This window comes from Aliiruegeria haliotis (genome assembly GCF_003003255.1).
GTDB lineage: Bacteria > Pseudomonadota > Alphaproteobacteria > Rhodobacterales > Rhodobacteraceae > Tropicimonas > Tropicimonas haliotis.
Genome location: NZ_PVTD01000004.1, coordinates 335,591 through 360,437, shown reverse-complemented (window position 1 = coordinate 360,437; position 24,847 = coordinate 335,591). Strand labels below are relative to the sequence as shown.

Below are 24,847 nucleotides of genomic sequence, written 5' to 3'. Positions count from 1 at the left end.
GCCATGGAAGAAAAGCTCCGCTTCGCCATCCGTGAAGGCGGCCGCACCGTCGGCGCCGGCGTCGTCTCCAAGATCATCGAGTAATCGAAGATCGACAGGAATTGAGCAGGGCCGTCCCCCCGGGGGCGGCCCTCTTTCTTTGCCGGTTCGGGCGATGCCACGCGGTGAGGGGGCGAAGGACCATCCCGCCGCTGTCTTGCACCGAAAGCGGGTCGCGACCGGGCCCACAATCATCGGCTCTGCGCGGCTTGCAGTGTGGGGCTGGCTCCATCACCGGACCGGACGACGGGTGTGTTGCTCGGATGTGGCGCATTCGTCCGAACGAAGACCCGGGCGACCGTGTTTCCGTGTCGCCCTGCCTGCTGCGCGGTTTGCTCCGTCGTGCGGACCACCGAGGTTCAGCCGGGGGTTGGCAATGAAAACGGCCGGCCTCGTGTCTGAAGCCGGCCGCCGTTTTCTTTGCAAAATATGCGCGGAACCGCGGTCAGGCGACGGCTGAAACCGCCCGTTTCGCCATGACACGGATCAGGTTCGCCCGATAGTCGGCGTCGCCGTGAAGGTCTGAGAGCAGGCCGTCGCTGCTGATAGCGACCCCGTCGACTGCATCGGGGGAGAAGTTGGCCGAGAGTGCGGCCTCCAGGCCCTCGTGGCGGAAGACTCCGTCTTCGCCCGCACCGGTGACGGCGACGCGAACGCTACCGCCGGATTTCGCCACGAAGACGCCAACCATCGCGTAGCGCGAGGCCGGGTTGGGGAACTTCGAATAACCGGCCAGATCGCACTTGGGGAACCTTACCGAGGTGATGATCTCTCCCTCTTCGAGGACGGTTGCGAACATTCCGTCAAAGAAGTCCTCCGCGGCAATGTCCCGCCGGTTGGTCACCACCGTTGCGCCGAGGCCGAGCACTGCGGCCGGGTAGTCAGCGGCCGGGTCGTTGTTGGCCACCGATCCGCCGATGGTACCGACGTGGCGAACGGCGGGGTCGCCGATGCCGCCGGCAAGGCAGGCCAGCGCCGGGCAGGCCGATGCAACCACCGGAGAGTTCGAGACCTCCGCGTGGGTTGTGGTGGCACCAATGGTGAGCGTGCCGCCGTCCTCGGAAATCCCGTTGAGCGCTGCAATGCCGCGAATGTCCACGAGGTCCGTCGGTGCGGCGAGGTGGTTCTTCATCGTCGGCAGCAGCGTGTGGCCCCCGGCGAGGATCTTCGCTTCTTCCGCGTCGCCAAGCGTGGCCGAGGCGGCTTCGAGCGTTTCAGGCTTGTGGTAGGTCGTGGGATACATGGGTGTCCTCCCTTACTCGGCCGCCAGAGGCGCCTTGGCAGCCTGAATGGCGCGCCAGACGGTCTGCGGGGTTGCGGGCATGGCGAGATCGTTGTTGCCGATGGCGTCAGTGATCGCATTGATGATCGCGGGCGGCGTTCCGATGGCACCGGCCTCACCGCAGCCCTTCATCCCGAGCGGGTTGTTCGGGCAGACCGTGGTGTTGTGATCGAGCGTGTAGCTCGGCAGGTCATCCGCGCGGGGCATGCAATAGTCCATGTAGGAGCCGCTCAGAAGCTGGCCATCCTCGTCATAGACCGCATGCTCCAGCATCGCCTGGCCAACGCCCTGGGCGATGCCTCCGTGCACCTGACCTTCGACGATCATAGGGTTGATGATGGTGCCAAAGTCGTCTGCCGCCGTGAACTGGACGATGTCGGTGACGCCGGTCTCGGGATCGACCTCGACCTCGGCGATATAGACGCCAGCGGGGAAGGTGAAGTTCACCGGATCGTAGAACGCACCCTCCTTGAGGCCGGGCTCCATGCCCTCCGGCAGATTGTGGGCGAGGTAGGCGGCAAGCCCGACCTCGTGCCAGGCCATGGATTTGTCCGTGCCCGCGACCTTCACTTCGCCACCCTCGATGACGATGTCATCCTCGGAGGCTTCAAGCGTGTGGGCTGCGATTTTCTTCACCTTGGCTTCGACCTTGTCCATCGCCTTGACGATGGCGGACATGCCAACCGCGCCGGAGCGGGAGCCATAGGTACCCATGCCGAACTGAACCTTGTCGGTGTCGCCATGTACGACCTGCACATTGTCGATCGGGATGCCGAAGCGTTCGGCGACGATCTGGGCGAATGTCGTTTCGTGCCCCTGCCCATGGCTGTGGGAGCCAGTGAGGATCTCCACAGTGCCGACAGGGTTCACACGGACTTCCGCCGATTCCCACAGGCCAACGCCGGCGCCAAGCGATCCGACCGCTGCCGATGGGGCGATCCCGCAGGCCTCGATATAGGCCGAGTACCCGATGCCGCGCAGCTTGCCGCGTGCTGCTGCCTCGGCCTTGCGCGCGGCGAAGCCCGCCACGTCGGCCGCGGCCTGTGCCTTGTCCATGTTGCCGTCGAAATCACCCGTGTCATAGGTCATGATGACCGGGGTCTCGTGCGGGAATTCCTGGATGAAGTTGATCCGGCGCAGCTCTGCCGGGTCCATGCCCATTTCCCGCGCCGCGGTCTCCATCATGCGTTCCACGAGATAGCACGCTTCCGGGCGGCCGGCGCCGCGATAGGCGTCGACCGGCACGGTGTTGGTGTAGACCGCGCGCACGTTGGCATGGATGTTGGAGATATTGTACTGGCCCGAGAGCAGCGTGGCATAGAGATAGGTCGGCACGGCGCTGGAGAAGAGCGACATGTAGGCGCCGAAGTTGGCGATCGTGTCGACCTTCAGGCCGAGGATACGCCCGGCGGCATCGAAGCCCATCTTCGCGGTCGAGATGTGGTCGCGGCCATGCGCATCCGTGATGAACGCCTCGGAGCGGTCCGAGGTCCACTTCACGGATCGGCCCGTCTTCATCGAAGCCCAGAGGCAGGTGATTTCCTCGGGGTAGATGTAGATCTTGGAGCCGAAACCGCCGCCAACATCCGGTGCGATCACGCGCAGCTTGTGTTCCGGCGCGACGTTGTAGAAGGCCGACAGCACCAGGCGGGCCACATGCGGGTTCTGGCTGGTGGTGTAGAGCGTGTAGTGATCTTCGCCCTCATCATAGATCGCCACGGCGGAGCGTGGCTCCATCGGGTTCGGCGAAAGCCGGTTGTTGGTGATCTCCATCTCCGTCACGTGGCTCGCGCCGGCAATGGCTGTATCGGTGGCCGCCTGGTCACCGATCTCCCAGTCGTAGATCAGGTTTCCGGGAGCGTTCTCGTGGATCTGCGGCGCGCCGTCGGCAAGGGCATCGGGCGTCGTGACAACGACCGGAAGCTCCTCGTACTCAACCTCGACAGCTTCCGCGGCAAGCCGGGCCTGCGCCTGCGTGTCCGCGATGACCACGGCGACCGCGTCGCCGACATAGCGGACCATTTCGGTCGCCAGCGCCGACCAGGCCCCCATGTTCATCGGGCTGCCGTCCTTGCTGTTGATCGCCCATCCGCAGATGATGTTGCCGATCCCGTCGCCGGTCAGCTGGTGGCCGTTCAGTACCGCGATCACACCGTCCATCGCTTCGGCGGCGGATGTGTCGAGGTTGACCACCCGCGCATGGGCATGCGTCGAGCGGACAAAGGCCGCGTAGGCCTGGTTGTCGACCCGGATGTCGTCCGTGTACTTGCCCTTGCCGGTGATGAACCGCTTGTCTTCCTTGCGCTTTACGCGCGCTCCAATTCCGTCACTCATGTCTGTCCTCCCTGGTTCAGGTGCGCTCGACGGGGCATGGCCCCGGAGGCGGCTGCTCACATCTTGGTGGCGGCGTCCTGAATGGATTTCACGATATTGTGGTAGCCCGTGCAGCGGCAGATATTGCCTTCGAGCTCATGGCGAATTGCCTCCTCGGTCAACTCGCGGCCGGCCTGCTTGTAGCGGTTCACCATGTCGACACCGGACATGATCATGCCGGGGGTGCAAAAGCCGCACTGCAATCCGTGGTTGTCGTTGAAAGCCTTCTGCATCGGGTGCAACTCACCGTTTGCCAGCCCTTCCACGGTCGTGACCTCGCCTCCGGAGGCGGACGCGGCGAGCATCGTGCAGCTCTTGACGGCCTTTCCGTCGACATGCACCACGCAGGCGCCGCACTGGCTGGTGTCGCAGCCGACATGTGTGCCCGTCAGGCGCAGGTCTTCCCTCAGAAACTCCGATAGCAACGTGGTGTCGGGCACATCGCGGCTTACCGCGCGCCCATTCACCGTCAGTTTCACTTTCGCCATTCTTTCCTCCCTGGTCGTGGCGGGGCTTATGCCCGCTCTATGCCCGGATGCGCCGGATCACTCCTCGTCCGGTGCATCGCTCCCGTTCAGATGGTCACTGAACGTGTCAAAAAACGTGTTTGCCAATTTCTTCGAGGTGGAATTGATCAATCGGTTGCCGAGCTGTGCGAGCTTGCCGCCCACCTGTGCATGGACCGAGTAGGTGAGGACGGTTTCACCATCCTCCTCCGCGAGCGCCACATCCGCGGCCCCCTTGGCAAATCCGGCAACGCCGCCCTTGCCCTCGCCCTGAATCGTGTAGCTCTCCGGAGGCACGACGTTGACAAGCTCCACCTCGCCTTTGAACTTCGCCTTCACAGGACCGATCTTCTGGACAACCACGGCAGAGAGCCGCCCGTCGTCGGTTTGCTCTAGCTCCTGACACCCCGGGATGCAGACCCGGAGGACGTCCGGATCGTTCAGCGCCGCCCACACCTCCTCGCGTGGGGCCGCAATCCGGTGTTCACCGGTCATGTCCATGGTCGCGCGCTCCTGACAGCTGGCTGTTCGCAATCAGGACCTTACGGCACGCCGGGCACAAAGCAACTCTTTTGGCGGCGCCAACCCCTTCGAATTACGCGCGTTTGCAGCAATTGCGTTGCCGCGGTGCGGCAAGCGTGGTGTGGGGTCGGGCCTGCTCCGTAGCCGAGCGCAGGCGCGCTCATCCCATACCGTTATCCGGTCGCCCGAAGCACGCGGTCCCGCTCGCCCGGCCCTGACAGCGCCTTGCCAATGTCGGCAAGGCTGTCGAGCGAGTGGCAGGCATGGAAACTGTCCACGCGCGGCAGCAGCGCCCGCACGCCGCCGGCCTTGGCCGCGAACCCGTCGAAACGCAGCAGCGGGTTGAGCCAGATCAGGCGTTTGCACGACAGCGCGAGGCGCTCCGCCTGGGTTTCAAGAAGCGCCACGTCTCCGCGCTCCAGGCCGTCGGAGATCAACAGCACCACGGCGCCACGGCCGAGAACGCGCCGCGACCAGTCCTTGTTGAAGCGTTCGAGGGCCTCGCCGATCCGGGTGCCACCCTGCCAGTCCTCGGCGGTCTGGCCCACGGCCTTCAATGCCTCGTCCGGATCCTTGCGGTGCAGCGCGCGGGTGACGTTCGACAGGCGGGTCCCGAAGGTGAAGGCATGGATGTGACCCCAGTTTCCCTCCGACGTCGTGGCAAGCGAATGCAGGAAATGCATCATCATCCGCGAGTAGACCGACATCGATCCGGAGATATCGCAGAGCGCGACAAGATCGGGCGGCCGTTTGCGCGGCGCCTTGCGTGCGATCCGCCGGATCTCTCCGCCACGGCGCAGGCTGCCGCGCAGTGTCATGTGCATGTCCGGCCGCCCGGTATGGGCGGAGGGGGCCATCCGCCGGGTTGTCAGCGGCGGCAACGGCAGGCGCAGCGCGTGTACCGCGCGGGTTGCCTGCGCGATTTCCTCGGTGCTCATCTGCTCGAAATCCATCGCGCGAAGCTGCTCGTTGGCGGAGAAGCTCAGGGTCATGTCGACCTGTATCTCCTGTCGCTTCCCAGGCGGTTGTGGGATATCCGGCCGGTCCGCCAGTGCCTCCGCGGCACGGCGGTCGGCAGCCTTGGGGGGCGGTGGCGCATCGTCCTTTCTGAGGGTCGGCGACAGCATGTGGATCAGATGTTGGAGGAACTCCGGATCGCGCCAGAACAGGGCGAAGACCTGGTGGTAGACCTGTAAGTCGACCGCGCGGTTTATGAGTGTCGCCCGCAGGATGTAGTAGAAATCCTCCCGCTGGGAGAATCCGGCAGCCTCGACCGCGCGGACCGCGCTCTCCACCTGCGCCGGGCCGACCTTGACGCCGGCCTTTCGGAGGGCGCGGGAGAAATGCACGATGTTCTCGACCAGCCGCCCGTCTGTCTGGTCCAGGCGCCGCGGGGCCGCCATCACGCCGGGGCGAGGCGCTGCTTGGCCTCGTCGAGAAGCCGGGAGGCTTCGGCGCCCGCGATGCGCGTGATGTCATCCTGGTACTTGAGCAACCCGCCGAGCGTGTCGGAAATCACTTCCGGCGACAGCGAAACCGTGTCGAGAGCGATCAGGCATCGCGCCCAGTCGATGGCCTCTGCCACGCCCGGTGTCTTGAACAGATCCTGACCGCGAAGCCCCTGGACGAAGGCCACGACTTCCTCTGAGAGGGTTTCGGTGGCCTCTGGCACCCGTGCGCGCAGAATCTCCATTTCCCGCGCGAAGGAGGGGTAGTCGACCCAATGGTAGAGGCATCGGCGCTTCAGCGCGTCATGCACCTCCCGCGTGCGATTGGACGTGAGGATGACGATCGGCGGTTCGGCCGCCCGGATCGGGCCGAGTTCGGGAATGGTCACCTGGAAATCCGACAGCGCCTCCAGCAGAAACGCCTCGAACGGTTCATCCGTCCGGTCCACCTCGTCGATCAGCAGGACCGGCGGGCCCTCCGGGTGTGGCTCCATTGCCTCCAGCAGGGGCCGGCGGATGAGGAAATCCTCCGAGAACAGTTCCTGCTGCAATTTGGCCCGGTCCGCCCCGCCCGCGGCCTCTGCCGTGCGGATCGCGATCATCTGGGCGGAGAAGTTCCACTCGTAGATCGCGGAGGATGCGTCCAGCCCCTCGAAACACTGAAGCCGGATCAGCCGTCGTCCGAGCATGGCAGAGATCGCCTTTGCAATCTCCGTCTTGCCGACACCGGCCTCGCCTTCCAGAAACAGCGGCTTGCCGAGCCGGAGCGAAAGATAGGCCACTGTGCCCAGGTCCCGCCCGCAGACATAGTTCTGCGCAGCCAGCGCGGCGATGGTCTCGTCGATTGAAACGGGGAGATCGGACACGGGTTTGCTCGCCTTGGATGCCTGCGGTTCGGGTCAACATATGACCGGCCCCGCAAGCTGTCCACTTCGCGACGACTTGCCCTTGGCGGGCCCGCGCCCCATCTTGGGCGCAACAGACGCGAGACAGACATGCCCATCCTTGCCCCCGCTTCCGGTCCCGTGAAGGACCCGATTGTCGAACTCCTCTCCCGTCCGGAGGACGCGGTGTTGGCCGTGATCATCGGGGTCGAGGGACCGTCCTACCGCCCGGTCGGCGCCGCGATGACGGTTTTTGCCGACAGGCACCGCGCCGGGTCGCTTTCGTCGGGCTGCGTTGAGGCTGATATCACGACCCATGCCCTGGATGTGCTGGAGGCCGGCAGGCCTGAGGTTCTGCGCTACGGGCGCGGCTCGCCGTTTCTCGACATCCAGCTGCCCTGCGGCGGCGGTCTGGAGATCCTTCTGGTGCCGCGCCCGGATCGCGGTGTCCTGCGGGACCTTGCCGATCGCCGTGCCGCAAGGCAACCCTGTACGCTGGAAGTCGATATCGCGAGCGGCAGCATGACTCTGTTGGAGACGGGCGATACCGGGCGGGACGGCGCGGTTTTTCGCGTCCGCCATGAACCCGATATCCGCTTCCTGGTCTTCGGCAAGGGGCCGGAAGCGAGCACCTTTGCCGCCTTGGTTCAGTCCGCTGGCTACCCGAACCTGCTGCTTTCGCCGGATGGCGAGACCTTGCAGGAGGCGGAGAAGCTCGGCTGCGGCACCCGCCACCTCGTTCGCGCCATGCTGCCCGAAGACGTGGCTGTCGATCCCTGGACGGCGATCATCCTTTTCTTCCACGACCACGATTGGGAGCCGCCGATCCTTCAGGCGGCACTGGACACAACGGCCTTTTATATCGGTGCCCAGGGCAGCCAGCGGGCGCGGGACGCCCGGTTGTTGATGCTGGAGGGCATGGGGGTTCCGCAGGATGCACGGGCCCGGCTCTATGGCCCCGTCGGCCTCATCCCGTCCTCCCGCGATGCCGGGACGCTCGCGGTCTCCGTGCTGGCGGAGATCCTCGCCGTTGCGGGCGAGGCGCGCGCGTGAGTGTTGCCGGCCTCCTGCTTGCGGCGGGACGCTCGACCCGGTTCGGGGCAGAGGACAAGCTCCTGGCGCCATTTCGCGGGCGTTTGCTGGCAGAGTGGGGCATCTCCGCGCTTCGTGCAGCGCAGGTCGATCATCGGCTGATCGCGGCAACGAGCGAGGCGGTCGCTGCCCTGGCACCCGGGTTCGTACATGTCCAGCCACCACTGGGAAGCGGCCAGGCGGAGAGCCTTCGAGCCGGTGTGCTGAGGGCACGCGCGCTGGGTGCGGATCGGCTGGTTGTCTGCCTTGCCGATATGCCCTTCGTCGATGCCGATCTTGTCGATGCCGTCATCGCGGCAGCCGGGGCCGCCCAAGCCTCTGCTGCCACCGACGGGACGCGGCGCACGCCACCGGCCTGCTTTCCTGCGGCGATGTTCGGCCGGTTGCTGGTACTCGGCGGTGATCGCGGCGCCGGCCCGCTGTTGGCGCACTTGCCGCAGGAGGCCCTTGTCACGGTCCGGCCCGACGTTCTGTCCGACATCGATACGCCAGACGCATTGGCGCGCTACAGCTAGGTCGCCACGCTGTTCCAGCCACTCCTTGGTGCAGTGCGTCGCGATTGCGGCGCGAAGTTGGGCAGTTGCCTGCATCTGAAGCGGATTTGACCGATCGCCTTGCAATCCGCACGCCTTCTGTTGTTATACAGGCGAATAACAACAGGACACGCGCTTGCCAGACAGCACCAGACAGAGACGCCCGTTTCGGCGGGAAGGCCCGGATTTGCGTCGGCGCGAGCTAATCGACGCGACGCTGCGTGTGATTGCATCGCGCGGGATGGATGCGGCCACGGTTCGGACGATCTCGGAGGAGGCCGGGGTGACGCCCGGGCTGATACGCCACTATTTTGAAACCAAGGAAGACCTGCTTGGCGCAGCCTATGACCAGCACATGACAACGCTGATCGAGATGAGCCAGCAAGCCGTTGAAGATGCCTCTCAACCCGCCGTCCGGCGTCTTGCAAGGTTCGTGGAGACCACGCTGTCGACGCCGGTCACCGATCCGGAGGCGCTGCAACTCTGGGCCGGGTTCATTCAGCGTGTGCGCCGGGACGAGGCGATGCGCAGGATTCACCGCACCAACTACCACAGCTTCCTGTCCTGCCTGGAGGAGTTGATTTCCGGCGCGCTTGCCGCGCGTGGGCGTCGCCCCTCGCCGGACGATCTGAAGCGCCTGACGATCGCCAGCAACGCCGTGGTCGACGGTCTCTGGCTGGAAGGGTCCGCCCTGCCGGAAATGCTCGGACCGGACGAACTGACGTCCATCGCGCTCGACGCCATCGGCGCGATTCTGGGCCTCGACGGCCTGAACGATGACCTTCGTAAGGAGTTGGACAAATGAGATATGCTCCGATCAACGACCGCCTCGCAGGGCTGGGCGGCGCCAAGTGGGACGTGCACGTCCGCGCCCGTGAACTGAGGGCAGCCGGGCGCGACACGATCGAGTTGACCATCGGAGAGCCGGACGTGCCAACGCCGGCGGAGTTGATCGATCAGGCGGTGTCGTCCCTGTATCGCGGACGGACGGGGTACTCCAACGGGCGTGGCGAGGGCGAGCTTCTTCAGGCTTTGGCCCGCCGCTACACTGCCCTGCGCGGGCGCGAGATCACGACAGCGCAGATCCTCTGTTTCCCCGGCACGCAGACATCGCTCTTTGCCGTCATGATGGGGCTTGTGTCGGAGGGCGACGAGGTGCTTGTCGGCGATCCGATGTATGCGACCTACGAAGGCGTGATTGCCGCCAGTGGCGCGCGTGTCGTGCCGGTGCCCCTCCGCGCTGAGAACGGGTTCCGCATTTCCGCCGCCGACATCGCGGCCCGGATCACGCCAGCCAGTCGGGTCATTTTCCTGAATTCGCCTCACAATCCGAGCGGTGCGGTTCTCACGCGGGCCGATTTGGAGGCCATTGGCGCGCTGGCGATGCAACACGACCTCTGGATCCTGTCCGATGAGGTCTACGAAGAGCTTGTCTTCGACGGAACGGACTTTGCTTCTCCGCTGGACATTCCGGAGTTGGCCGAGCGTACGGTCGTGACGTCGTCGATCTCGAAGTCCCATGCCGCGCCCGGGTTCCGCAGCGGCTGGTGTGTGGGGCCGGAAGAGATGACTGAACGCCTGCTGCCGTTGGCCGAGACAATGCTGTTCGGCAATCAACCTTTCATTGCCGACATGACCGCTGTCGCAGTCTCGGAACCCTCCCATGTCGCTGCACAGATGCGCAAGCGGTTGGCGCGGCGCGCCGACGAGATGGTGGCCCGTTTCGCCGATGTTCCCGGCATCGAGGTGCACCGTCCAGACGCGGGCATGTTTGCCCTGCTCGGGATCGCCGCCTCGGGCCTGCCCTCGAAGGACTATGCGTTGGATCTGCTGGAAAAGACCGGGGTTGCGGTTATGCCGGGGTCCTCTTTCGGGGCCGGCCTGGACGGCTGGGTGCGTGTCGCGCTCACCGTGGAAGATGGGGACCTTGCCCGCGCCTGCGATCGCATCGCGGAGCATGCAGGCAACTTTCAAAGGAACGACGCTGCATGACGACCGTTGGCGAAGCCCTCGTGCATCACCTCAAGGCGCGCGGCGTCGACGTCGTGTTCGGTATCCCCGGCGTGCACACGATCGAGCTGTACCGGGGCCTCGCCGCCTCCGGTATCCGCCACGTCACGCCACGACACGAACAGGGTGCGGGTTTCATGGCCGATGGCTACGCGCGGGTTTCCGGCAAGCCGGGGGTGGCTTTCGTGATCACCGGCCCCGGTCTGACCAACACGCTGACCCCCATGGCGCAGGCACGGGAAGATTCCGTGCCGATGCTCGTGGTTTCCGGGGTCAACCGGCGCGCTTCGCTGGGCAAGGGGCTGGGCTTGCTCCACGAACTGCCGGACCAGTTGGAGCTTTCGCGCAAGGTATCTCTGGTGGCCGAGCAACTGCGAACCCCGGAAGAGTTAGGGCCCGCCATCGACAGCGTGTTCGATGCCATGTCCAATGGACGCCCCGGGCCGACGCATATCGAGGTTCCGACCGACGTGATGCCGCTGCCCGCAGTGGCGACCGGGGAAATAACTCCGCAGAAACCGACGCCTCTGCCGGATCTGGACGAGGCCGTTGCACGGCTCACGGAGGCGCGGGCGCCGGTCATCCTCGTGGGAGGTGGCGCAAGGCGCGCGGGTGCGGCGCTCCGTGAGATTGCCGAACGGCTCGACGCGCCCGTCGTCCAGACCACCAACGCCCGCGGCCTGATGCATGGCCATCCGCTGGTAGTTCCGGCGAGCCCGAGCCTGAGTTGCGTGCGCGCGCTGATCGCGACATCGGACGTGGTTCTGGCACTGGGAACGGAGTTCGGGCCAACCGACTACGACATGTACGCGCTCGGTGGGCTGCCGGAGTTTCCGCCGGTCATCCGCGTCGATTGCTGCCCGGCGCAATTGGCCCGGCACTCGGTCGAGGTCGCCATCGAGGCACGGGTCGAGCAGGTCCTGCCGGAGCTGCTCGGCGCCCTGTCCCGACACCGGAAAGCGGCCCGGGGGCGGTCACGGGCAGAGGGCACCCGGCACGCCGCCCGCGCCGAAATCGGGCAGCTCGGTGCAAGCTATCCGGATCTCGTCACATTGCTGGAGACGCTCCGCGATGCCGTGCCCGGATCGATCATGGTGGGAGATTCCACCCAGATGATCTATGCGGCCAACCTCTACTACGACCACGACCGCGCCGGCGGGTGGTTCAACGGGTCCACCGGGTTCGGAGCGCTGGGCTATGCGATCCCCGCAGCCATCGGCGCCGCCATCGCCGCGCCCGATGCGCCGGTGATCGCGTTGATGGGCGACGGCGGCGCGCAGTTCACCCTGCCGGAGATGATGGTGGCCGTGGAGGAGCGGCTTCCGATCCTGTTCGTGATCTGGAACAATGCAGCCTACCAGGAGATCGGCAACGCGATGCGGGATGCCGGGATCGAGGTCGTGGGCTGCGATCCTATGCCACCGGCGTTCGGCCATATTGCCCGGGCATGCGGCATGCCGCATGCGACCGCCGGGCCAACGCCGGAGAGCCTGCTCGACGCGCTGGGTGCCCTGCAACCGCTCGACGGGCCGGCGCTCCTTGAAATCGACGCCATTCCCGGCGCCGCGGAATGAACCGCGCCGCCCAATCAATCCGTGCCGCTGCACGGATCACAAACGGCCACCATGGCCACCAACAGAAGAGGAACACCATGAAGACCTCAGTCAGACTGCTTGGCAGCGCCGTACTCGCACTGCTCGTCGCCACCCCCGGTATCGCGGGTGAGACACTCGACCGGGTGATGAGCGAAGGCAAGCTCGTCATGTCCTCCGACCCGGCCTACCCGCCGCAGAGTTTCCTGAACGATGCCAACGAGATGGATGGTTTCGATATCGACGTCGGCAAGGAGGTCGCGAAGCGTCTTGGCGTGGAGTTGGAGATTGTCACCCCCTCGTGGGACATCATCACAGCCGGTCGCTGGAACGGCCGCTGGGATGTTTCCATCGGGTCGATGACCCCGACGGCACAGCGTGCGCAGGTGCTCGGCTTCCCGGCGATCTACTACTATGTGCCCGCGGCATTCGCCGTCCACAACGACAGCGCGGTCTCCTCCATTGCAGAGCTGAGCGGCAAGACGATCGGCGTTTGCGGCGGCTGCACTTATGACGCCTACCTGCAAAAGAACCTCGTGATCGATGCCGAGGGCGTTCCGGCCTTCGACTACCAGGTGACTGCGGGCGAGATCCGCACCTATGACACCGACACCTCCGCCTACGACGATCTGCGCATTGGCGATGGCAAGCGTCTGGACGCGGTGATGTCCGCCATGCCGACGATCCTCGAAGCCCAGAAGAACAACTACCCGATGAAGATCGTGGGCGACCCGGCCTTCTACGAGCCGCTGGCTGTGGCGACCGACAAAGGCGACGAGGCGTTCGATGCAAAGATTGCCGAAGTCGTGCAGGCCATGCATGACGACGGCACGCTGACCGCGCTGTCCGAGAAATGGTTTGGCGTCGACTACACGTCCGTCAAGTAACCCCTTCCGCCTCCCCGGGTCAGTCCCGGGGAGGTGCCCCAGCCGGAGACCTCCGACATGATGCAGATGCTCGCCCTCCTTGAGGACCGCCGGATCCGGCTGATCACGGCGTCGCTGGCGTCGCTTCTGTTGTTCATGGCGCTTGATATTCGCGGGTCGATGCTGGGAGAAATGTTGCGCCCGGCGATCGGCGAGCCCGCAGACTCCGGGCTGTACGGACGGTTCGCAACCGGGCTGGTGGCGACCTTCCTGCTTGGTGTGAACCTCGTCGTGCTGGATCTTCTGCCGCGCCGGCTGCAACTGCCCGTCGTCTGGCTGGAACTGCTCGCCCTGTTTCTCGCCTTCTTTCTGTCCTTTGGGCTCGACTTCGCCTTCATCCAGAAGAAGCTCTGGTTCCTGATCTCGCAAGGCGCTGTCACAACGATCTACGTGTCGCTGATTTCCATCGCCATCGCCTGTGTCATTGCAATGGTCGCTGCGGTCGCGAAGCTGTCGTCGAACCCCTTGTTCTTCGGGGTTTCGACCTTCTACATCTCCTTCTTCCGCGGTCTGCCGCTCCTGATGCAGATCTACCTGATCTACCTTGGCCTGCCGCAGCTTGGTTTCGTTGTGGACCCGATCCCGGCCGGGATCGCGGCGCTCTCCATCTGCTACGGCGCCTACATGGCCGAGATCTTCCGGGCCGGGATCCTCGGGGTGCCGAGGGGCCAGTCGGAAGCGGCTGCCGCGCTTGGCCTAAAGGGGCCGCAGATCTTTACCAAGGTGGTGATGCCGCAGGCGATGCGCCTGATCGTGCCGCCAACGGGCAACCAGTTCATCGCCATGCTGAAAGACAGCTCGCTGGTTTCCGTGGTGGGGGTGTGGGAACTGACTTTCCTCGCCAAGACGGCCGGGAAATCGGAGTTCAAACACGTGGAGATGCTGATCACGGCCTCCCTGATCTACTGGGCGATGTCGATCTGTTTCGAGTTGATCCAGGCGCGGATTGAGCGACATTACACGAAATCCGACCTGCGCTAGGCGTCCCCGCTCCCGGGGCCGGTCTGGAAATCGGCAAGGTGCACCGTGTCAGGGTTCGGTTCCATTGCCGGGCGAGGGACACCTATGCCGGTCAAATGGTGCGGTGGGCAAACACGTGGGAGGAGAGAGCGCGGATGAACTGGACACAACTGGGCTTCGAGCAGGGGACATGGCTGAACCCTCCCGAACGTCAGGAGACATCTCCCGACAGGCTGGCATTCGACGTGACACGGGGAACCGATTTCTGGCGCCAGACCCACTACGGCTTTACCCGTGCCTCCGGCCATGCATTGCTGATGGACGTGCCAAGGCTCTTTGCGGCGGAGATCACCTTTGGCGGTGCCTTCACAGGAAAGTACGAACAGGCCGGTTTCCTGCTCTGGGTGGACGAGAGCCAGTGGATCAAGTTCGGCATCGAGTTCGCCGACGGCCTTCCCAATCTTGCGGCCGTGGTGACCCGAGGCGCCTCCGACTGGTCGATGGCGCCCGCGCCGGACGTGGACAGGTTGCGCATTCGCCTGACGGTCACGCCGACTGCCGCGATCCTTCATGCGAAGGTGGCGCAGGGATGGCAGATCCTGCGCGTGGCGGATTTCACCTTCGACACCGCCCGGCTTGGCCCGATGGCCTGTGCGCCGGAGACTGGCGGCCTGTCCGTGGTCTTCGAGGATTTCCGGATCGGACCCGTGCCGGAGGAGCCGCTCTATATCAACGGATGATCAACGCCCTTTCCAGACTGGATCCCGCCCTTCCGCAAAGGCTCGTGCACCTTCCTGCTGATCTTCGGAGCGATAAAGGGTCTCGACCGTCCGGAACTGGCTGCGGGTGATCTTGTTGAGGGCGTCCTGGAACGTCATGTCCTCGGCCTCTCTGACGATCTCCTTGATGGCGGCCTGAACCAGTGGCGGTCCAGATTCGAGCAAGCGGGCCAGTTCCCATACCTTTCGCGGCAACTCCTCGGGCGTAGTGATCTCCTTGACGATGCCCCATTGCCGTGCCTCCTCGGCGTCGAACCAACGCCCGGTGAGAAGCAGGTCCATGGCCACGTGATACGGGATTCGTTTCGGCAACTTGACGGAGGCGGCGTCGGCCACGGTGCCGGAACGGATTTCCGGAAGGGCAAAGGACGCATTGTCCGAGGCAAGGATCAGGTCGCAGGACAGGGCCAGTTCCAGCCCGCCCCCACAGCAGATGCCGTTGACTGCGCAAATCACCGGCTTGTTCAGATGCGGCAGTTCCTGCAACCCGCCGAAGCCGCCCACGCCGTAGTCGCCGTCCACCGCGTCTCCGTCAGCCGCAGCCTTCAGGTCCCAGCCCGGGCAGAAGAACTTCTCGCCCGCTGCCCGCAGGATCGCCACCCTCAGTGTGTCGTCGTCCCGGAACGCCCGGAAGGTGTCACCCATGATCCGGCTGGTGGCCAGGTCGATGGCATTGGCCTTGGGGCGGTCCAGCGTGACCTCCAGAATGCTGCCCTCGCGGCGTGTCTTGATCGGCATGTCAGTCATCGGTGTCTCCGGTTCTGATCAGGGCGTCGGCTGCAATGGCGGCCTCCGGCGTGCAGATGAGCGGGTTGATCTCGATCTCCTCGATTGCACCCTGTTGGACAAGCGCCTGCAAGCCCATCACGGCAGCAATGATGGCGTCGATGTTTGCCGCCGGGCGCCCTCGGTACCCGTCCAGAACCCGGGCAATCCGAAGCGATCGAAGCGCGCTGCCGACCTCTTCGGCGGACGCGGGGACGAGGAGCGAGGCGCTGTCGTCCAGAACTTCCGTCAGCGTACCCCCCGCCGCAAGGGTCAGAACAAATCCATGCGCGGGGTCCCGCACGACACCAATGAGCAGTTCGGCCACCGGGCCGGTCACCATCTTCTCGACCAGCCAGCTTTTGCACGGCATCGCGCGCGCGGCCTCTGCCACGGATTGCGCGGTCGTGAGGTCGAGCAGGACAGCGCCGGCCTCCGCCTTGTGGGCGAAGCCCTCTCCCTTGAGCGCGACCGGAAAGCCGATCGTTTCGGCGCAGATCGCGGCGCCTTTGGGCGTGCTTGCGCGGGCCGCCGCGGGCACCCGCAGCCCTGCGGCCGCGAGGCGCGCCTTCGCAGCGGACTCGGTCAGGGTGCGTGTCCATTCGGCTTCCGTTGGGAGGAACGCCGGAGAGCATGGGGATTCCATACCCAGCCCGGCTGCGACATCCATCGCCTCGACGGCCACTGCAAGCCCGCAGAAGGGCACGATCCCAAGTTCGATCAGCATCGCCGCGATGTCCTCCGGCATGTTCTCCGCGAGGCTGGCGGCGACAGCCACGGGAACACCGCTGCCACGCGCGGCGTCGGCCATGGCGCGCAGCGTCGTCTCCCATTCGTGGGCGTCGCAGCGATCGCGCCTGGGAATGTCGAGGATGAGCACGACCATCGCCAGCCCCGGGTCCAGCATCGCGCGGAAGGCCCGGGTCAGCGCCGGGGCATCGCCCCAGACATAGGTGTGATAGTCCAGCGGGTTGGCGAGAGCGACCATCGGCCCCAGAGCGTCGCGCAAACCTTCCGTCTGCTGCTCTGTAAGGGCGGGAAAGGTCAGCCCATACCCCACGACGGCGTCGGCGATCAGCCCGGCTTCACCGCCGGAGCAGGAGAGGGAGCCGATCCTGCCAGAGCGCAACGGGCCCGCAACATGCAGGAGCTTGAGCACTTCTAACAGCGCTGGCAGGCTGCCAACCTGACCGATCCCCAGACGCCTGAGCAGCGCCTCGGCACCGGCGGCCTCTCCCGCGATCGACGCCGTGTGGGAGATGGTTGCGGCGCGCGCCTGCTCGGAGCGGCCGACCTTCAGGGCCACAACGGGTTTGCCGAGGCCGTGCGCGGTCGCAGCCAGTGCCTCGAATGCCCGGATGCTGTCGATGCCTTCGATGTGGAGCCCCAACGCCGTCACCCGGGGATCCTCGAGCATCGCGGCCCCCAGTTCGGCTAGGCTGGTCTGCGCCTGGTTGCCGATCGTTGCCACATAGGCCAGCGGAAGACCGCGTTGCTGCATCGTGACGTTCAGGGCGATGTTGGAGCTTTGCGTGAGAATGGCGACGCCACGGTCGCAACGCAGGCTTCCGTGCTGGTCGGGCCAGAGCGCGGCGCCATCCAGGAGGTTCAGAAAGCCATAGCAGTTCGGGCCGATCAGCCGCATTGTCCCGGCCGCGTCGAGCAGTCTGCGTTGCATCTCCGCGCCATCTCCGGATTCCGCCTGAGCCTCCAGAAACCCGGATGCAAGGCAGACCGCGCCACCGGCACCCATGACCGCCAGTTGGCTGACGATATCGATCGTCGCGATCCGGTTCACACCGATGAACGCCGCGTCCGGCGGTGCGGGAAGGTCAATGACGGAGCGGTAGGCAGGCTCTCCCCCGATGTCAGACAACGAGGGATGAACCGGCCAGATCGCGCCGTCGAAACCGATGGCCCGCGATTGCGTGACGACGTGGCGGCACCACGAGCCGCCGCCGACCACGGCGATGGACCGGGGGCGCAGCAACCGTGTCAGATCACCAGCCATGGTCTGCCTCGGGATATGTGCCGGGTGAGGCAGGCATGGGCAATTAGGCGCCCAGCGGCCGAAGTAGATCCCGGCTGATGATATGGCGCTGGATCTCGGAGGTGCCGTCCCAGATCCTCTCCACCCGTGCATCGCGCCAGAAACGCTCGATCGGGAAATCGTCCATCAGCCCCATGCCACCAAATATCTGCAGGGTCGTGTCGGTGACACGGGCCAGCATCTCCGTCGCGTAGAGCTTGGCTGAGGCGATTTCCCGGTTGGCCGGCAGGTTCTGGTCCAGCCGCCAGGCCCCCGCCAGTGTCAGCCAGTCTGCCGCGTCGATCTCGGTGATCATGTCGGCAATCTGGAAGCCGATCCCCTGGAACCTGCCGATGGGCTGGCCGAACTGCTTGCGCTCCGCCGCGTAGTTCAGCGCGTAGTCGAAGCATCGCCGGGCCCGGCCCACGGACATCGCGGCAACAGTGAGGCGCGTGGCATAGAGCCATTCGTTCATCACCGCAAAGCCACCATCGACCGCGCCAAGGACCTGACCATCCGGCAGACGGCAATTGTCGAAATCGAGGATGCAGTTCTTGTACCCCCTGTGGCTTACGGAGGTGTACCCGTCGCGGACCTCGAAGCCGGGCGTGTCCCGGTCCACAAGGAAGCAGGTGATACGTTTCTTGGGGCCTTTCGGCGTGTCGTCCACGCCTGTGGCGACGAAAACGATGAAGAAATCTGCATGGTCGGCACCGGAGATGAAATGCTTGGAGCCGTTGACTACCCAATCGCCACCCACCCGGGATGCCGTGCACTTCATCCCCCGGACGTCGGAGCCGGCATCCGGCTCTGTCATGGCAAGCGCGTCCATCCTCTCCCCACGCACGGCGGGCAGCAAATAGCGTTCCCTCTGTTCGCCTTCGCACGCCATCAGGATATTCTGTGGCCTGCCGAAGAAATGGTTGAGCGCCATGGACCCGCGGCCCAACTCGCGCTCCACCAGGCTGAAATCCAGATGCGACAGACCCGCGCCGCCGACCTCCTGCGGGAAGTTGCAGGCATAAAACCCGAGTTCGATGGTTTTCTGCCGGATCGCTTCGCTGATGTCGCGGGGAACCTCGCCGGTGCGTTCGACCATGTCTTCGTGCGGGTAGATCTCCTTTTCCACGAAGCTGCGCACGGTGGCGACGATCATCTCCTGTTCCTCGGTCAGTCCGAATTGCATCACAGGCGCTCCTTGTCATCCGGCTGTGGCAGGCGAGCGTGCAAGGCGGCCATTGCTTCGAGACGGGTGCGCACGGCCTCACCGGGGGCGCAGGCGCGGCGGGTTTCGAGGCTGACGTGGATCAGGAGCTGTTCTGCCGTGGCGATCTCTGCGCCGCCGGCAGTGTACATGCGGTGGAAGAGGCGCAGTTTCTTGCCGTGACCGTGCAGGACCTGGCTTTTCACAAGGATACGTTCGCCGGCCCTTGCTTCGTTGAGGAACCGGATGCGGATGTCGACGGTAAAGTAGCTCAGGCCGCTCGCGACGTAGTCATCATCCGCGCCGATCTCGATCATCATCCGGTCCGCGGCGTCGGAAAACGCCTGCCCGAAACGGCTCTCGTTCATGTGGCCATTGTAGTCGGTCCAGTCGATGGGAACGGTGCGATTCACGGTGGTAATCGGGCCCTCGCCGGGGTCGCCGGACGGGAGCGCCGCCTCGTGTTCGCTGAGCAAAGCACCGGCCGCGGCACCGCGGGCCTTCAGGGCCCGGAGCATCGCGACCAGGTTGTCGTCCCGCAGTCGCTCCAGTTCGCGGATGGACCTGTCTCCCGATTGGGCGTCGGACTGGCTCGCAATCTGATCCACCAGGTCGTCGGTGAGTTCAGGCACATCCATCAGCTTCGTCCAGGGCCAGGAGAGGCAGGGGCCGAACTGGGCCATGAAGTGCTTCATGCCCGCCTCGCCCCCGGCAACGCGATAAGTTTCGAACAGTCCCATCTGCGCCCAGCGGAGGCCGAACCCGTAGCGGATGGCATTGTCAATCTCCTCCGTTGTGGCGATGCCATCCTTCACCAGCCAAAGGCTCTCGCGCCACACGGCCTCAAGCAGGCGGTCGGCGATATGGGCGTCGATCTCGGCCCGGACCATCAGGGGATACATGCCGATCCCGCGCAGAATACCGGCCGAGCGTTCATTGCCGCCGACCACCTCCACCAGTGGCAACAGGTAGACGGGGTTGAACGGGTGCGACACGAAGAGACGGTCGGGATACGTGAGCCCCTTGCGAAGGTCGGAGGGTTTGAATCCGGAGGTCGAGGACCCGATCGGCGTTTCGGGCGCGGCGGCGGCCTCGATCTCGGCATAGACCTTGTGCTTGAGATTCAGCCGTTCCGGCACGCTTTCCTGGACCCAATCCGCACCCTCGACAGCCTCCGCAATCGTCGGGACATGGCGCAGCGTTCCTTCGGGTGGCAGAGCGCGGTCATAGAGCATCGGCAAGGCGTGGCGCGCGTTTGCGAGGACTTCAGCGACCTTGCGATCCGCCTCTGGGTCGGGATCGAAGAGCCTGACGTCCCAGCCATTGAGCAGGAACCGTGCAGCCCATCCGCCGCCAATCACTCCGCCCCCGATGATGGATGCCGTCCGTGTCATGGAACCAATGCCTCTGTTTGATCCCGGGTGGCCCGGAAGCGCCCGGGCATGTGCAATGCTTCGGGTTGGCCCCATGGCCGCGCCGTACCGGGGCGCCGGTGTGTGCCGCCCTCGCCGGGCTCTCCCGTGATCCGGGTGTCCGGGACGTTGCCCCGACCGCTTGCGTGAATGGCGATGCGCTGGTCCATCTGCTCAGGCCGGCGCGCGTTTTGTCAGGCCAAGCCGGTCCCGAACCGCGCCGGGTCCGAGCACCGTCGCGCCAAGGCCCTCGACAATGCCCCGCGCCCGCTCCACCAACTGGGCGTTGGTCGCGAGTTGTCCCTTGCCAAGCCAGAGATTGTCTTCCAACCCGACGCGTACGTGGCCCCCGGCAAGCACCGAGGCGGCAACATATGGCATCTGGTGACGGCCGAGCGAAAAGGCCGACCAGGTCCAGTCGCGCGGCACGTTGTTGACCATGGCCATGAAGGTATTCAGGTCGTCCGAGGCGCCCCACGGCACGCCCATGCAGAGTTGCACGAGCGCAGGGCTGTTCAGCACACCTTCCTCCACGAGCGCCTTTGCAAGCCAGAGATGGCCCGTGTCGAATGCCTCGATCTCCGGTTTCACGCCCATCTCGGTCATCAGGGCCCCCATGGCGCGCAGCATCCCGGGCGTGTTGGTCATCACGTAGTCTGCCTCCGCGAAGTTCATGGTGCCGCAATCGAGCGTGCAGATCTCCGGCCGGCATTCCGCGATATGGGCCACGCGTGCCTCGGCGCCGATCATGTCGGTTCCGGTCTGCAAGGGCAGGGGGGAGGAGGTCGGGCCGAACACCATGTCACCACCCATGCCCGCAGTCAGGTTCAACACCACGTCGACCTCCGCGTCGCGGATCCGGTCCGTCACCTCCCGGTAGAGGGCGCCATCGCGGGCGGGGGCACCGGTCTCGGGGTCACGAACGTGGCAGTGTACGATTGCAGCACCGGCCTTGGCGGCCTCGATTGCCGACCTTGCGATCTGCTCCGGGCTGCGGGGCACATGGGGGCTGCGATCCTGCGTGCTGCCGGAGCCTGTCACGGCACAGGTGATGAAAACCTCTCGGTTCATGTTCAGGGGCATTGCCGCGTTCCTTTGGTTCCTTCCCGCCAGACTACGCAGCTTGACGCACCAGAACCGTGCCGAAATAGTCAGGATCATGCCGGATTGGATTCTCCCCACCCAGCAAGGGCGCACTGTCGGGGTGCTGCTCTTCGAGCAGTTCTCGAACCATTGCCTCGCCAATGCCATCGAACCGCTGCGCGCGGCGAATGGCCTGCTGGGCGATGCGGTCTATCGCTGGGAGGTGCTGACGCTGGACGGTGCGCCCGTCACCTCGTCCAGCGGCTTCGATGTCGCGCCTTCGGGGAGACTGGCCGAGGCGACAGGAGACGCGCTGGTCCTGTTGCCGAGCTACGGCGCCCGCAGATTGGCAACACCGGCTTGCAGCAGGGCGTTGCGGGCAGCGGCGCAGCGGTTCACGACGCTGGTCGGGTTGGACATGGGGTCATGGCTGCTGGCGGAGGCGGGCTTGCTCGATGGCCATGCCGCGACGATCCATTTCGACGAGTTCGAGGCCTTTGCCGAGCGATTCCCAGAGGTTGAGGCGCGCAGGTCGCGCTGGGTGCGCGACCGGGACGTGTGGACCGCAGGCGGGGCGATGACCAGCTACGAGCTTGTGGTGGACTACCTGTCGCGTAGCCATGGGACCGCCCTGTCGCTGGAGATCGCGTCACTGTTCATGCACAGCGATGCGGACGCGCCCGTGATCGACGTGCCGTCGCAACGGGATCGCATCGTGGCCCGCGCGCTGGCCGAGATGGAGGCGAATATCGAGGAACCGCTGCCGATCGGGACGCTCGCGCGGTTCGTGGGCTGCACGCAGCGGCAACTGGAGGTGCGGTTCGAACGCGCGCTGGGCGCGACGCCCCGGGCCGTCTACCGACGGCTCAGGCTGAACGTGGCGCGCCGACTCCTCGTGGAGGCGCGGCTCGGCGTGGCGGAGATTGCGTTGCGATCCGGGTATTCGGATGCAAGCGCTTTTGCCCGAGCTTTTCGCCGTGAACATGGACGCGCGCCGCGGGACTATCGTCGCTAGCGTCGGGAGGCGGAGGAGATCCTTGCAGATCGCCCAACGGCACCAATACTCGCAATGACCCTCGAAGCCGGTCGGTGTCAGGTATGCGCTAAATGCATGCCTGAACCCCGTTTTGCGCATGGGCCTGCTGTCCCATGGCGCCCGCAGCCGCCACTGTCAGCCCGGAGGCGCCACCTTGCCGTCGAACAGGCATTGGGCAAACCCGCTCCTGCCCCGGCACGAAAAGGCGTTGCGATCGACCCGACTCACAGGGGGCATCTGCTCCCGCCAGGCCGGGTCCAGACAGTTGAAAAAGTTGCTCGCGTGCCAGCCCCGCTCTACAACGTTGGGAGAGACGACATGCGTGGCCATTTCGCGCGCCAGCCCAGAGACGAGGAGCAGCCGGCCATTTCTGCCGTTCCGACACCGACCGACACGCCGGCGGACAGCGTGCCCGGCTATAGTGATGCGCTGGACGCCTGGTGGGCGGCGCCAGAGGCTGACGCATTTCCCTATCGTGCGGTGATTGCCGGCTTTTCCGAGCGTGGAAAGCACTTCGCACCGGCCGCCCTTACGTCCCGGATGGTCAGGATCCGGGACGCGCGCGAACGTGTTGCAGGTGAAACGACGGAGCAGCAGGCGCTGGACGCATTTCTGGACGCGGCTCTCGACAAGGTCGAGGGGCGGTACGACTACGCGACCTATTGCGGGTTGAAAGTGCTGAATCTTGGTTCGCTCGGCGCGGGGAATCCCGATGCAGATGAGGTTCTGCAGCGCCGGGATCAACTCTTGCTTGCCGTGCTCGGTGATCTTGTTGCCTACGAGTGGTCGGTCGCGGACGGCGGGCACGACCCACTTCCTCTTCTTCAGCCGGACAGCGAGCATCTTCGCCGCCGTGTCAAACGGGCGCTGGGGGCCATGCGGCCGTCGCTGTCCCGGATGGGCTGCCCGGCGGAGCAGGGCAGCGCCCAGGTGGCCACGTTTCTGACCTGGCGCGCCGCGCGGCTGGGCGAGGCCGAGTCGGACCGGATGGCGCGGAGTTTGCTGCCGGTGCATCGGGTGCATGACGAATACCTGTTTCTGCGGGTGCTTCAGGCGTTTGAGGTGAACTTCGCAGCGATGGCGGTGCTGCTGGAGCAGGCAATCCGCGATATCGAACGCAACCCGGACAGCGCATTGGCGCAGCTTGTGATGGCGAACCGTATCCAGCGGGAGGCGGCACGGCTGTTCCCCTTGCTGGGTACGATGTTGCCGGAGGCCTTCCAGGATTTCCGCCGGTTCACCGAAGGCGCGAGTGCGATCCAGTCCGCCGGCTACAAGAGTGTCGAGGCACTTTGCCGGGTGCCCGACCGGGAGCGCCTGGATTCGGTGGCCTATCGCTCCGTACCTGAGGTCAGGGCATGGGCGAAGGCAGGCCCGCGCACGCTGGAGGTCGCCTTCGAGGAAGCGTGCCGGAACGGCTCCCTTGCCCCGTCGGTCCGAAAGGCGATCGCAGGCGAGTTGCAGGCCTTCTCCGAGAAGCTGCTCGGATGGCGGCAGGCACACTATCAGATGGCGCGGAAATACCTCGGGGCGCGGGGGGGCACCGGCTACACCGAGGGCGTGCCATACTTGGAGCGCGTGCGGCATGTACCGGTCTTCTCCCGTCCCATGACACCCGGCGCCGGAGCCTAGAGCACCACGTCGACCCGCCCGGTCCCTGTCTTGATCCGCGCTGCATTCACCAGATCGTTGGATCGCGCCCGGGTCTCAGCATCTTCGGCCGAGAGGCCGTGCGCCAGCCATCGGCCGACAAGGCGCTCCAGCAACACATCCTCGGGCACATCGATGAAGCAGGACAGGTCCCAGATGTCGGCGAGTTCCGACCATGGCGCTTCGGCAAGGCACAGGTAGTTGCCCTCCACCACCGCGATACGGTCGGCCGGCCCGATCGGGATGGCGCCGGCAATGGAAATGTCTCGGTGCCTGTCGAATGTGGGCAGGACGACTTCCTTCTCCGATTTCAGGCGTCGCATTGCGTGCACGAAGCCCGCGCCATCGAAGGTTTCCGGTGCGCCCTTGCGCGGCAACAGATCTCGCGCGACAAGGACTGCATTGTCGAGGTGGAACCCATCCATTGGCACCAGGACGGCGCCCGCGTCAAGGCTGTTCAGTGCCTCCACCAGCGAAGCGCCGAGGGTGGATTTCCCCGACGCTGGCGGGCCGGCCAGCGCGATCAGCAAGCGTGGCTGCGCCTCTGGGAGTGTGAGGATCCGATTGACGAGGTCGGCAAGCCCGTCGGTGTCCATTGCAGTACCTCCTCGGTTGGGTCCTCGCGTGCGGCGAACAGACCGAATGAGAGCCCCCCGGCTTCCGGAGCGACTGCGGTGCAGCGATGGCCGGTGGGCGGTTCGTCAAACACTCGCACATTCAGC

Annotated in this window: 23 protein-coding genes; 11 read left to right on the top strand and 12 right to left on the bottom strand. The window is 65.4% G+C overall.

The window, feature by feature from the left end; translation table 11 throughout:
- Positions 1-84: EF-Tu C-terminal domain-related protein (locus CLV78_RS24910; protein ID WP_133397560.1), on the top strand; the 84-nt coding region annotated here is incomplete at its 5' end.
- Between the two features lie 400 nt (positions 85-484).
- Here the strand turns inward: CLV78_RS24910 and CLV78_RS13020 are convergent.
- The 6 genes from CLV78_RS13020 to CLV78_RS12995 form a co-directional block, all read right to left on the bottom strand.
- Entirely contained in the window at positions 485-1,282 is a 798-nt protein-coding gene (locus CLV78_RS13020; protein WP_106205246.1) for an FAD binding domain-containing protein, read from the bottom strand.
- 12 nt (positions 1,283-1,294) lie between these two features.
- Positions 1,295-3,655, bottom strand: a complete 2,361-nt coding sequence (locus CLV78_RS13015; protein WP_106205245.1) for a xanthine dehydrogenase family protein molybdopterin-binding subunit — start codon at positions 3,653-3,655, stop codon at positions 1,295-1,297.
- A 56-nt stretch (positions 3,656-3,711) separates the two neighbouring features.
- A complete protein-coding gene (locus tag CLV78_RS13010; RefSeq protein ID WP_106205244.1) occupies positions 3,712-4,182 on the bottom strand; it encodes a (2Fe-2S)-binding protein in 471 nt (156 codons plus the stop codon).
- A 57-nt stretch (positions 4,183-4,239) separates the two neighbouring features.
- On the bottom strand, positions 4,240-4,701 hold the full coding sequence (locus tag CLV78_RS13005; RefSeq protein ID WP_106205243.1) for an SRPBCC family protein: 462 nt from the start codon (positions 4,699-4,701) through the stop codon (positions 4,240-4,242).
- 194 nt (positions 4,702-4,895) lie between these two features.
- Positions 4,896-6,125 (bottom strand): vWA domain-containing protein, encoded by a 1,230-nt coding sequence (locus CLV78_RS13000; protein WP_106205242.1) that lies wholly within the window; start codon positions 6,123-6,125, stop codon positions 4,896-4,898.
- Positions 6,125-7,036, bottom strand: coding sequence for an AAA family ATPase (locus CLV78_RS12995; protein WP_106205241.1), 912 nt, complete (start codon positions 7,034-7,036; stop codon positions 6,125-6,127). The genes CLV78_RS13000 and CLV78_RS12995 overlap by 1 nt, the downstream gene beginning before the upstream one ends.
- Positions 7,037-7,165: 129 nt before the next feature.
- Here CLV78_RS12995 and CLV78_RS12990 point away from each other — a divergent pair, with 129 nt between their 5' ends.
- The 8 genes from CLV78_RS12990 (at position 7,166) to CLV78_RS12955 (ending at position 14,907) form a co-directional block, all read left to right on the top strand.
- Positions 7,166-8,107 carry an XdhC family protein gene (locus tag CLV78_RS12990; RefSeq protein WP_106205240.1) on the top strand — a complete coding sequence of 314 codons (942 nt, stop codon included), beginning with the start codon at positions 7,166-7,168 and terminating at the stop codon, positions 8,105-8,107.
- Positions 8,104-8,661 carry an NTP transferase domain-containing protein gene (locus CLV78_RS12985; protein ID WP_106205239.1) on the top strand — a complete coding sequence of 186 codons (558 nt, stop codon included), beginning with the start codon at positions 8,104-8,106 and terminating at the stop codon, positions 8,659-8,661. The genes CLV78_RS12990 and CLV78_RS12985 overlap by 4 nt, the downstream gene beginning before the upstream one ends.
- A gap of 154 nt (positions 8,662-8,815) precedes the next feature.
- A complete protein-coding gene (locus tag CLV78_RS12980; RefSeq protein WP_106205238.1) occupies positions 8,816-9,484 on the top strand; it encodes a TetR/AcrR family transcriptional regulator in 669 nt (222 codons plus the stop codon).
- Positions 9,481-10,671 (top strand): pyridoxal phosphate-dependent aminotransferase, encoded by a 1,191-nt coding sequence (locus tag CLV78_RS12975; protein ID WP_106205237.1) that lies wholly within the window; start codon positions 9,481-9,483, stop codon positions 10,669-10,671. The genes CLV78_RS12980 and CLV78_RS12975 overlap by 4 nt, the downstream gene beginning before the upstream one ends.
- On the top strand, positions 10,668-12,263 hold the full coding sequence (locus CLV78_RS12970; RefSeq protein ID WP_106205236.1) for a 5-guanidino-2-oxopentanoate decarboxylase: 1,596 nt from the start codon (positions 10,668-10,670) through the stop codon (positions 12,261-12,263). Before CLV78_RS12975 ends, CLV78_RS12970 begins: the two co-directional genes overlap by 4 nt.
- A 77-nt stretch (positions 12,264-12,340) precedes the next feature.
- Complete coding sequence (locus tag CLV78_RS12965) at positions 12,341-13,168, top strand: transporter substrate-binding domain-containing protein (protein WP_106205270.1); 828 nt, start codon at positions 12,341-12,343, stop codon at positions 13,166-13,168.
- 57 nt (positions 13,169-13,225) lie between these two features.
- Positions 13,226-14,188, top strand: coding sequence for an amino acid ABC transporter permease (locus tag CLV78_RS12960; protein ID WP_106205235.1), 963 nt, complete (start codon positions 13,226-13,228; stop codon positions 14,186-14,188).
- A gap of 134 nt (positions 14,189-14,322) precedes the next feature.
- Positions 14,323-14,907 carry a DUF1349 domain-containing protein gene (locus CLV78_RS12955; RefSeq protein ID WP_158263517.1) on the top strand — a complete coding sequence of 195 codons (585 nt, stop codon included), beginning with the start codon at positions 14,323-14,325 and terminating at the stop codon, positions 14,905-14,907.
- On the opposite strand, the gene CLV78_RS12950 is transcribed toward CLV78_RS12955, so the two are convergent.
- The 5 genes from CLV78_RS12950 to bcoG form a co-directional block, all read right to left on the bottom strand.
- Positions 14,908-15,693, bottom strand: a complete 786-nt coding sequence (locus tag CLV78_RS12950; RefSeq protein WP_106205233.1) for a carnitinyl-CoA dehydratase — start codon at positions 15,691-15,693, stop codon at positions 14,908-14,910. It abuts the gene before it with no gap.
- Positions 15,686-17,722 (bottom strand): acetate--CoA ligase family protein, encoded by a 2,037-nt coding sequence (locus tag CLV78_RS12945; protein WP_106205232.1) that lies wholly within the window; start codon positions 17,720-17,722, stop codon positions 15,686-15,688. The genes CLV78_RS12950 and CLV78_RS12945 overlap by 8 nt, the downstream gene beginning before the upstream one ends.
- 43 nt (positions 17,723-17,765) lie before the next feature.
- On the bottom strand, positions 17,766-18,926 hold the full coding sequence (locus CLV78_RS12940; RefSeq protein ID WP_106205231.1) for an acyl-CoA dehydrogenase family protein: 1,161 nt from the start codon (positions 18,924-18,926) through the stop codon (positions 17,766-17,768).
- Positions 18,926-20,338, bottom strand: coding sequence for a carnitine 3-dehydrogenase (locus CLV78_RS12935; protein WP_106205230.1), 1,413 nt, complete (start codon positions 20,336-20,338; stop codon positions 18,926-18,928). The genes CLV78_RS12940 and CLV78_RS12935 overlap by 1 nt, the downstream gene beginning before the upstream one ends.
- A gap of 192 nt (positions 20,339-20,530) precedes the next feature.
- Positions 20,531-21,439, bottom strand: a complete 909-nt coding sequence (gene bcoG, locus CLV78_RS12930) for a 3-dehydrocarnitine:acetyl-CoA trimethylamine transferase BcoG (protein WP_106205229.1) — start codon at positions 21,437-21,439, stop codon at positions 20,531-20,533.
- Between the two features lie 76 nt (positions 21,440-21,515).
- Here bcoG and CLV78_RS12925 point away from each other — a divergent pair, with 76 nt between their 5' ends.
- Complete coding sequence (locus tag CLV78_RS12925; RefSeq protein WP_106205269.1) at positions 21,516-22,454, top strand: GlxA family transcriptional regulator; 939 nt, start codon at positions 21,516-21,518, stop codon at positions 22,452-22,454.
- 339 nt (positions 22,455-22,793) lie between these two features.
- Positions 22,794-24,107 carry a tryptophan 2,3-dioxygenase gene (locus CLV78_RS12920; RefSeq protein ID WP_106205228.1) on the top strand — a complete coding sequence of 438 codons (1,314 nt, stop codon included), beginning with the start codon at positions 22,794-22,796 and terminating at the stop codon, positions 24,105-24,107.
- Here the strand turns inward: CLV78_RS12920 and CLV78_RS12915 are convergent.
- A complete protein-coding gene (locus CLV78_RS12915; RefSeq protein ID WP_106205227.1) occupies positions 24,104-24,721 on the bottom strand; it encodes a nucleoside/nucleotide kinase family protein in 618 nt (205 codons plus the stop codon). The genes CLV78_RS12920 and CLV78_RS12915 overlap by 4 nt on opposite strands.
- Positions 24,722-24,847: the final 126 nt, after the last annotated feature.

Excerpts from the sequence above, each read along its gene's own strand:
- CLV78_RS13020 (WP_106205246.1), bottom strand. The coding sequence starts at position 1,282 with ATGTATCCCACGACCTACCACAAGCCTGAAACGCTCGAAGCCGCCTCG.
- CLV78_RS13015 (WP_106205245.1), bottom strand. The coding sequence starts at position 3,655 with ATGAGTGACGGAATTGGAGCGCGCGTAAAGCGCAAGGAAGACAAGCGG.
- CLV78_RS13010 (WP_106205244.1), bottom strand. The coding sequence starts at position 4,182 with ATGGCGAAAGTGAAACTGACGGTGAATGGGCGCGCGGTAAGCCGCGAT.
- CLV78_RS13005 (WP_106205243.1), bottom strand. The coding sequence starts at position 4,701 with ATGGACATGACCGGTGAACACCGGATTGCGGCCCCACGCGAGGAGGTG.
- CLV78_RS13000 (WP_106205242.1), bottom strand. The coding sequence starts at position 6,125 with ATGGCGGCCCCGCGGCGCCTGGACCAGACAGACGGGCGGCTGGTCGAG.
- CLV78_RS12990 (WP_106205240.1), top strand. The coding sequence starts at position 7,166 with ATGCCCATCCTTGCCCCCGCTTCCGGTCCCGTGAAGGACCCGATTGTC.
- CLV78_RS12975 (WP_106205237.1), top strand. The coding sequence starts at position 9,481 with ATGAGATATGCTCCGATCAACGACCGCCTCGCAGGGCTGGGCGGCGCC.
- CLV78_RS12970 (WP_106205236.1), top strand. The coding sequence starts at position 10,668 with ATGACGACCGTTGGCGAAGCCCTCGTGCATCACCTCAAGGCGCGCGGC.
- CLV78_RS12965 (WP_106205270.1), top strand. The coding sequence starts at position 12,341 with ATGAAGACCTCAGTCAGACTGCTTGGCAGCGCCGTACTCGCACTGCTC.
- CLV78_RS12960 (WP_106205235.1), top strand. The coding sequence starts at position 13,226 with ATGATGCAGATGCTCGCCCTCCTTGAGGACCGCCGGATCCGGCTGATC.
- CLV78_RS12955 (WP_158263517.1), top strand. The coding sequence starts at position 14,323 with ATGAACTGGACACAACTGGGCTTCGAGCAGGGGACATGGCTGAACCCT.
- CLV78_RS12950 (WP_106205233.1), bottom strand. The coding sequence starts at position 15,693 with ATGACTGACATGCCGATCAAGACACGCCGCGAGGGCAGCATTCTGGAG.
- CLV78_RS12945 (WP_106205232.1), bottom strand. The coding sequence starts at position 17,722 with ATGGCTGGTGATCTGACACGGTTGCTGCGCCCCCGGTCCATCGCCGTG.
- CLV78_RS12940 (WP_106205231.1), bottom strand. The coding sequence starts at position 18,926 with ATGCAATTCGGACTGACCGAGGAACAGGAGATGATCGTCGCCACCGTG.
- CLV78_RS12935 (WP_106205230.1), bottom strand. The coding sequence starts at position 20,338 with ATGACACGGACGGCATCCATCATCGGGGGCGGAGTGATTGGCGGCGGA.
- bcoG (WP_106205229.1), bottom strand. The coding sequence starts at position 21,439 with ATGCCCCTGAACATGAACCGAGAGGTTTTCATCACCTGTGCCGTGACA.
- CLV78_RS12925 (WP_106205269.1), top strand. The coding sequence starts at position 21,516 with ATGCCGGATTGGATTCTCCCCACCCAGCAAGGGCGCACTGTCGGGGTG.
- CLV78_RS12920 (WP_106205228.1), top strand. The coding sequence starts at position 22,794 with ATGCGTGGCCATTTCGCGCGCCAGCCCAGAGACGAGGAGCAGCCGGCC.
- CLV78_RS12915 (WP_106205227.1), bottom strand. The coding sequence starts at position 24,721 with ATGGACACCGACGGGCTTGCCGACCTCGTCAATCGGATCCTCACACTC.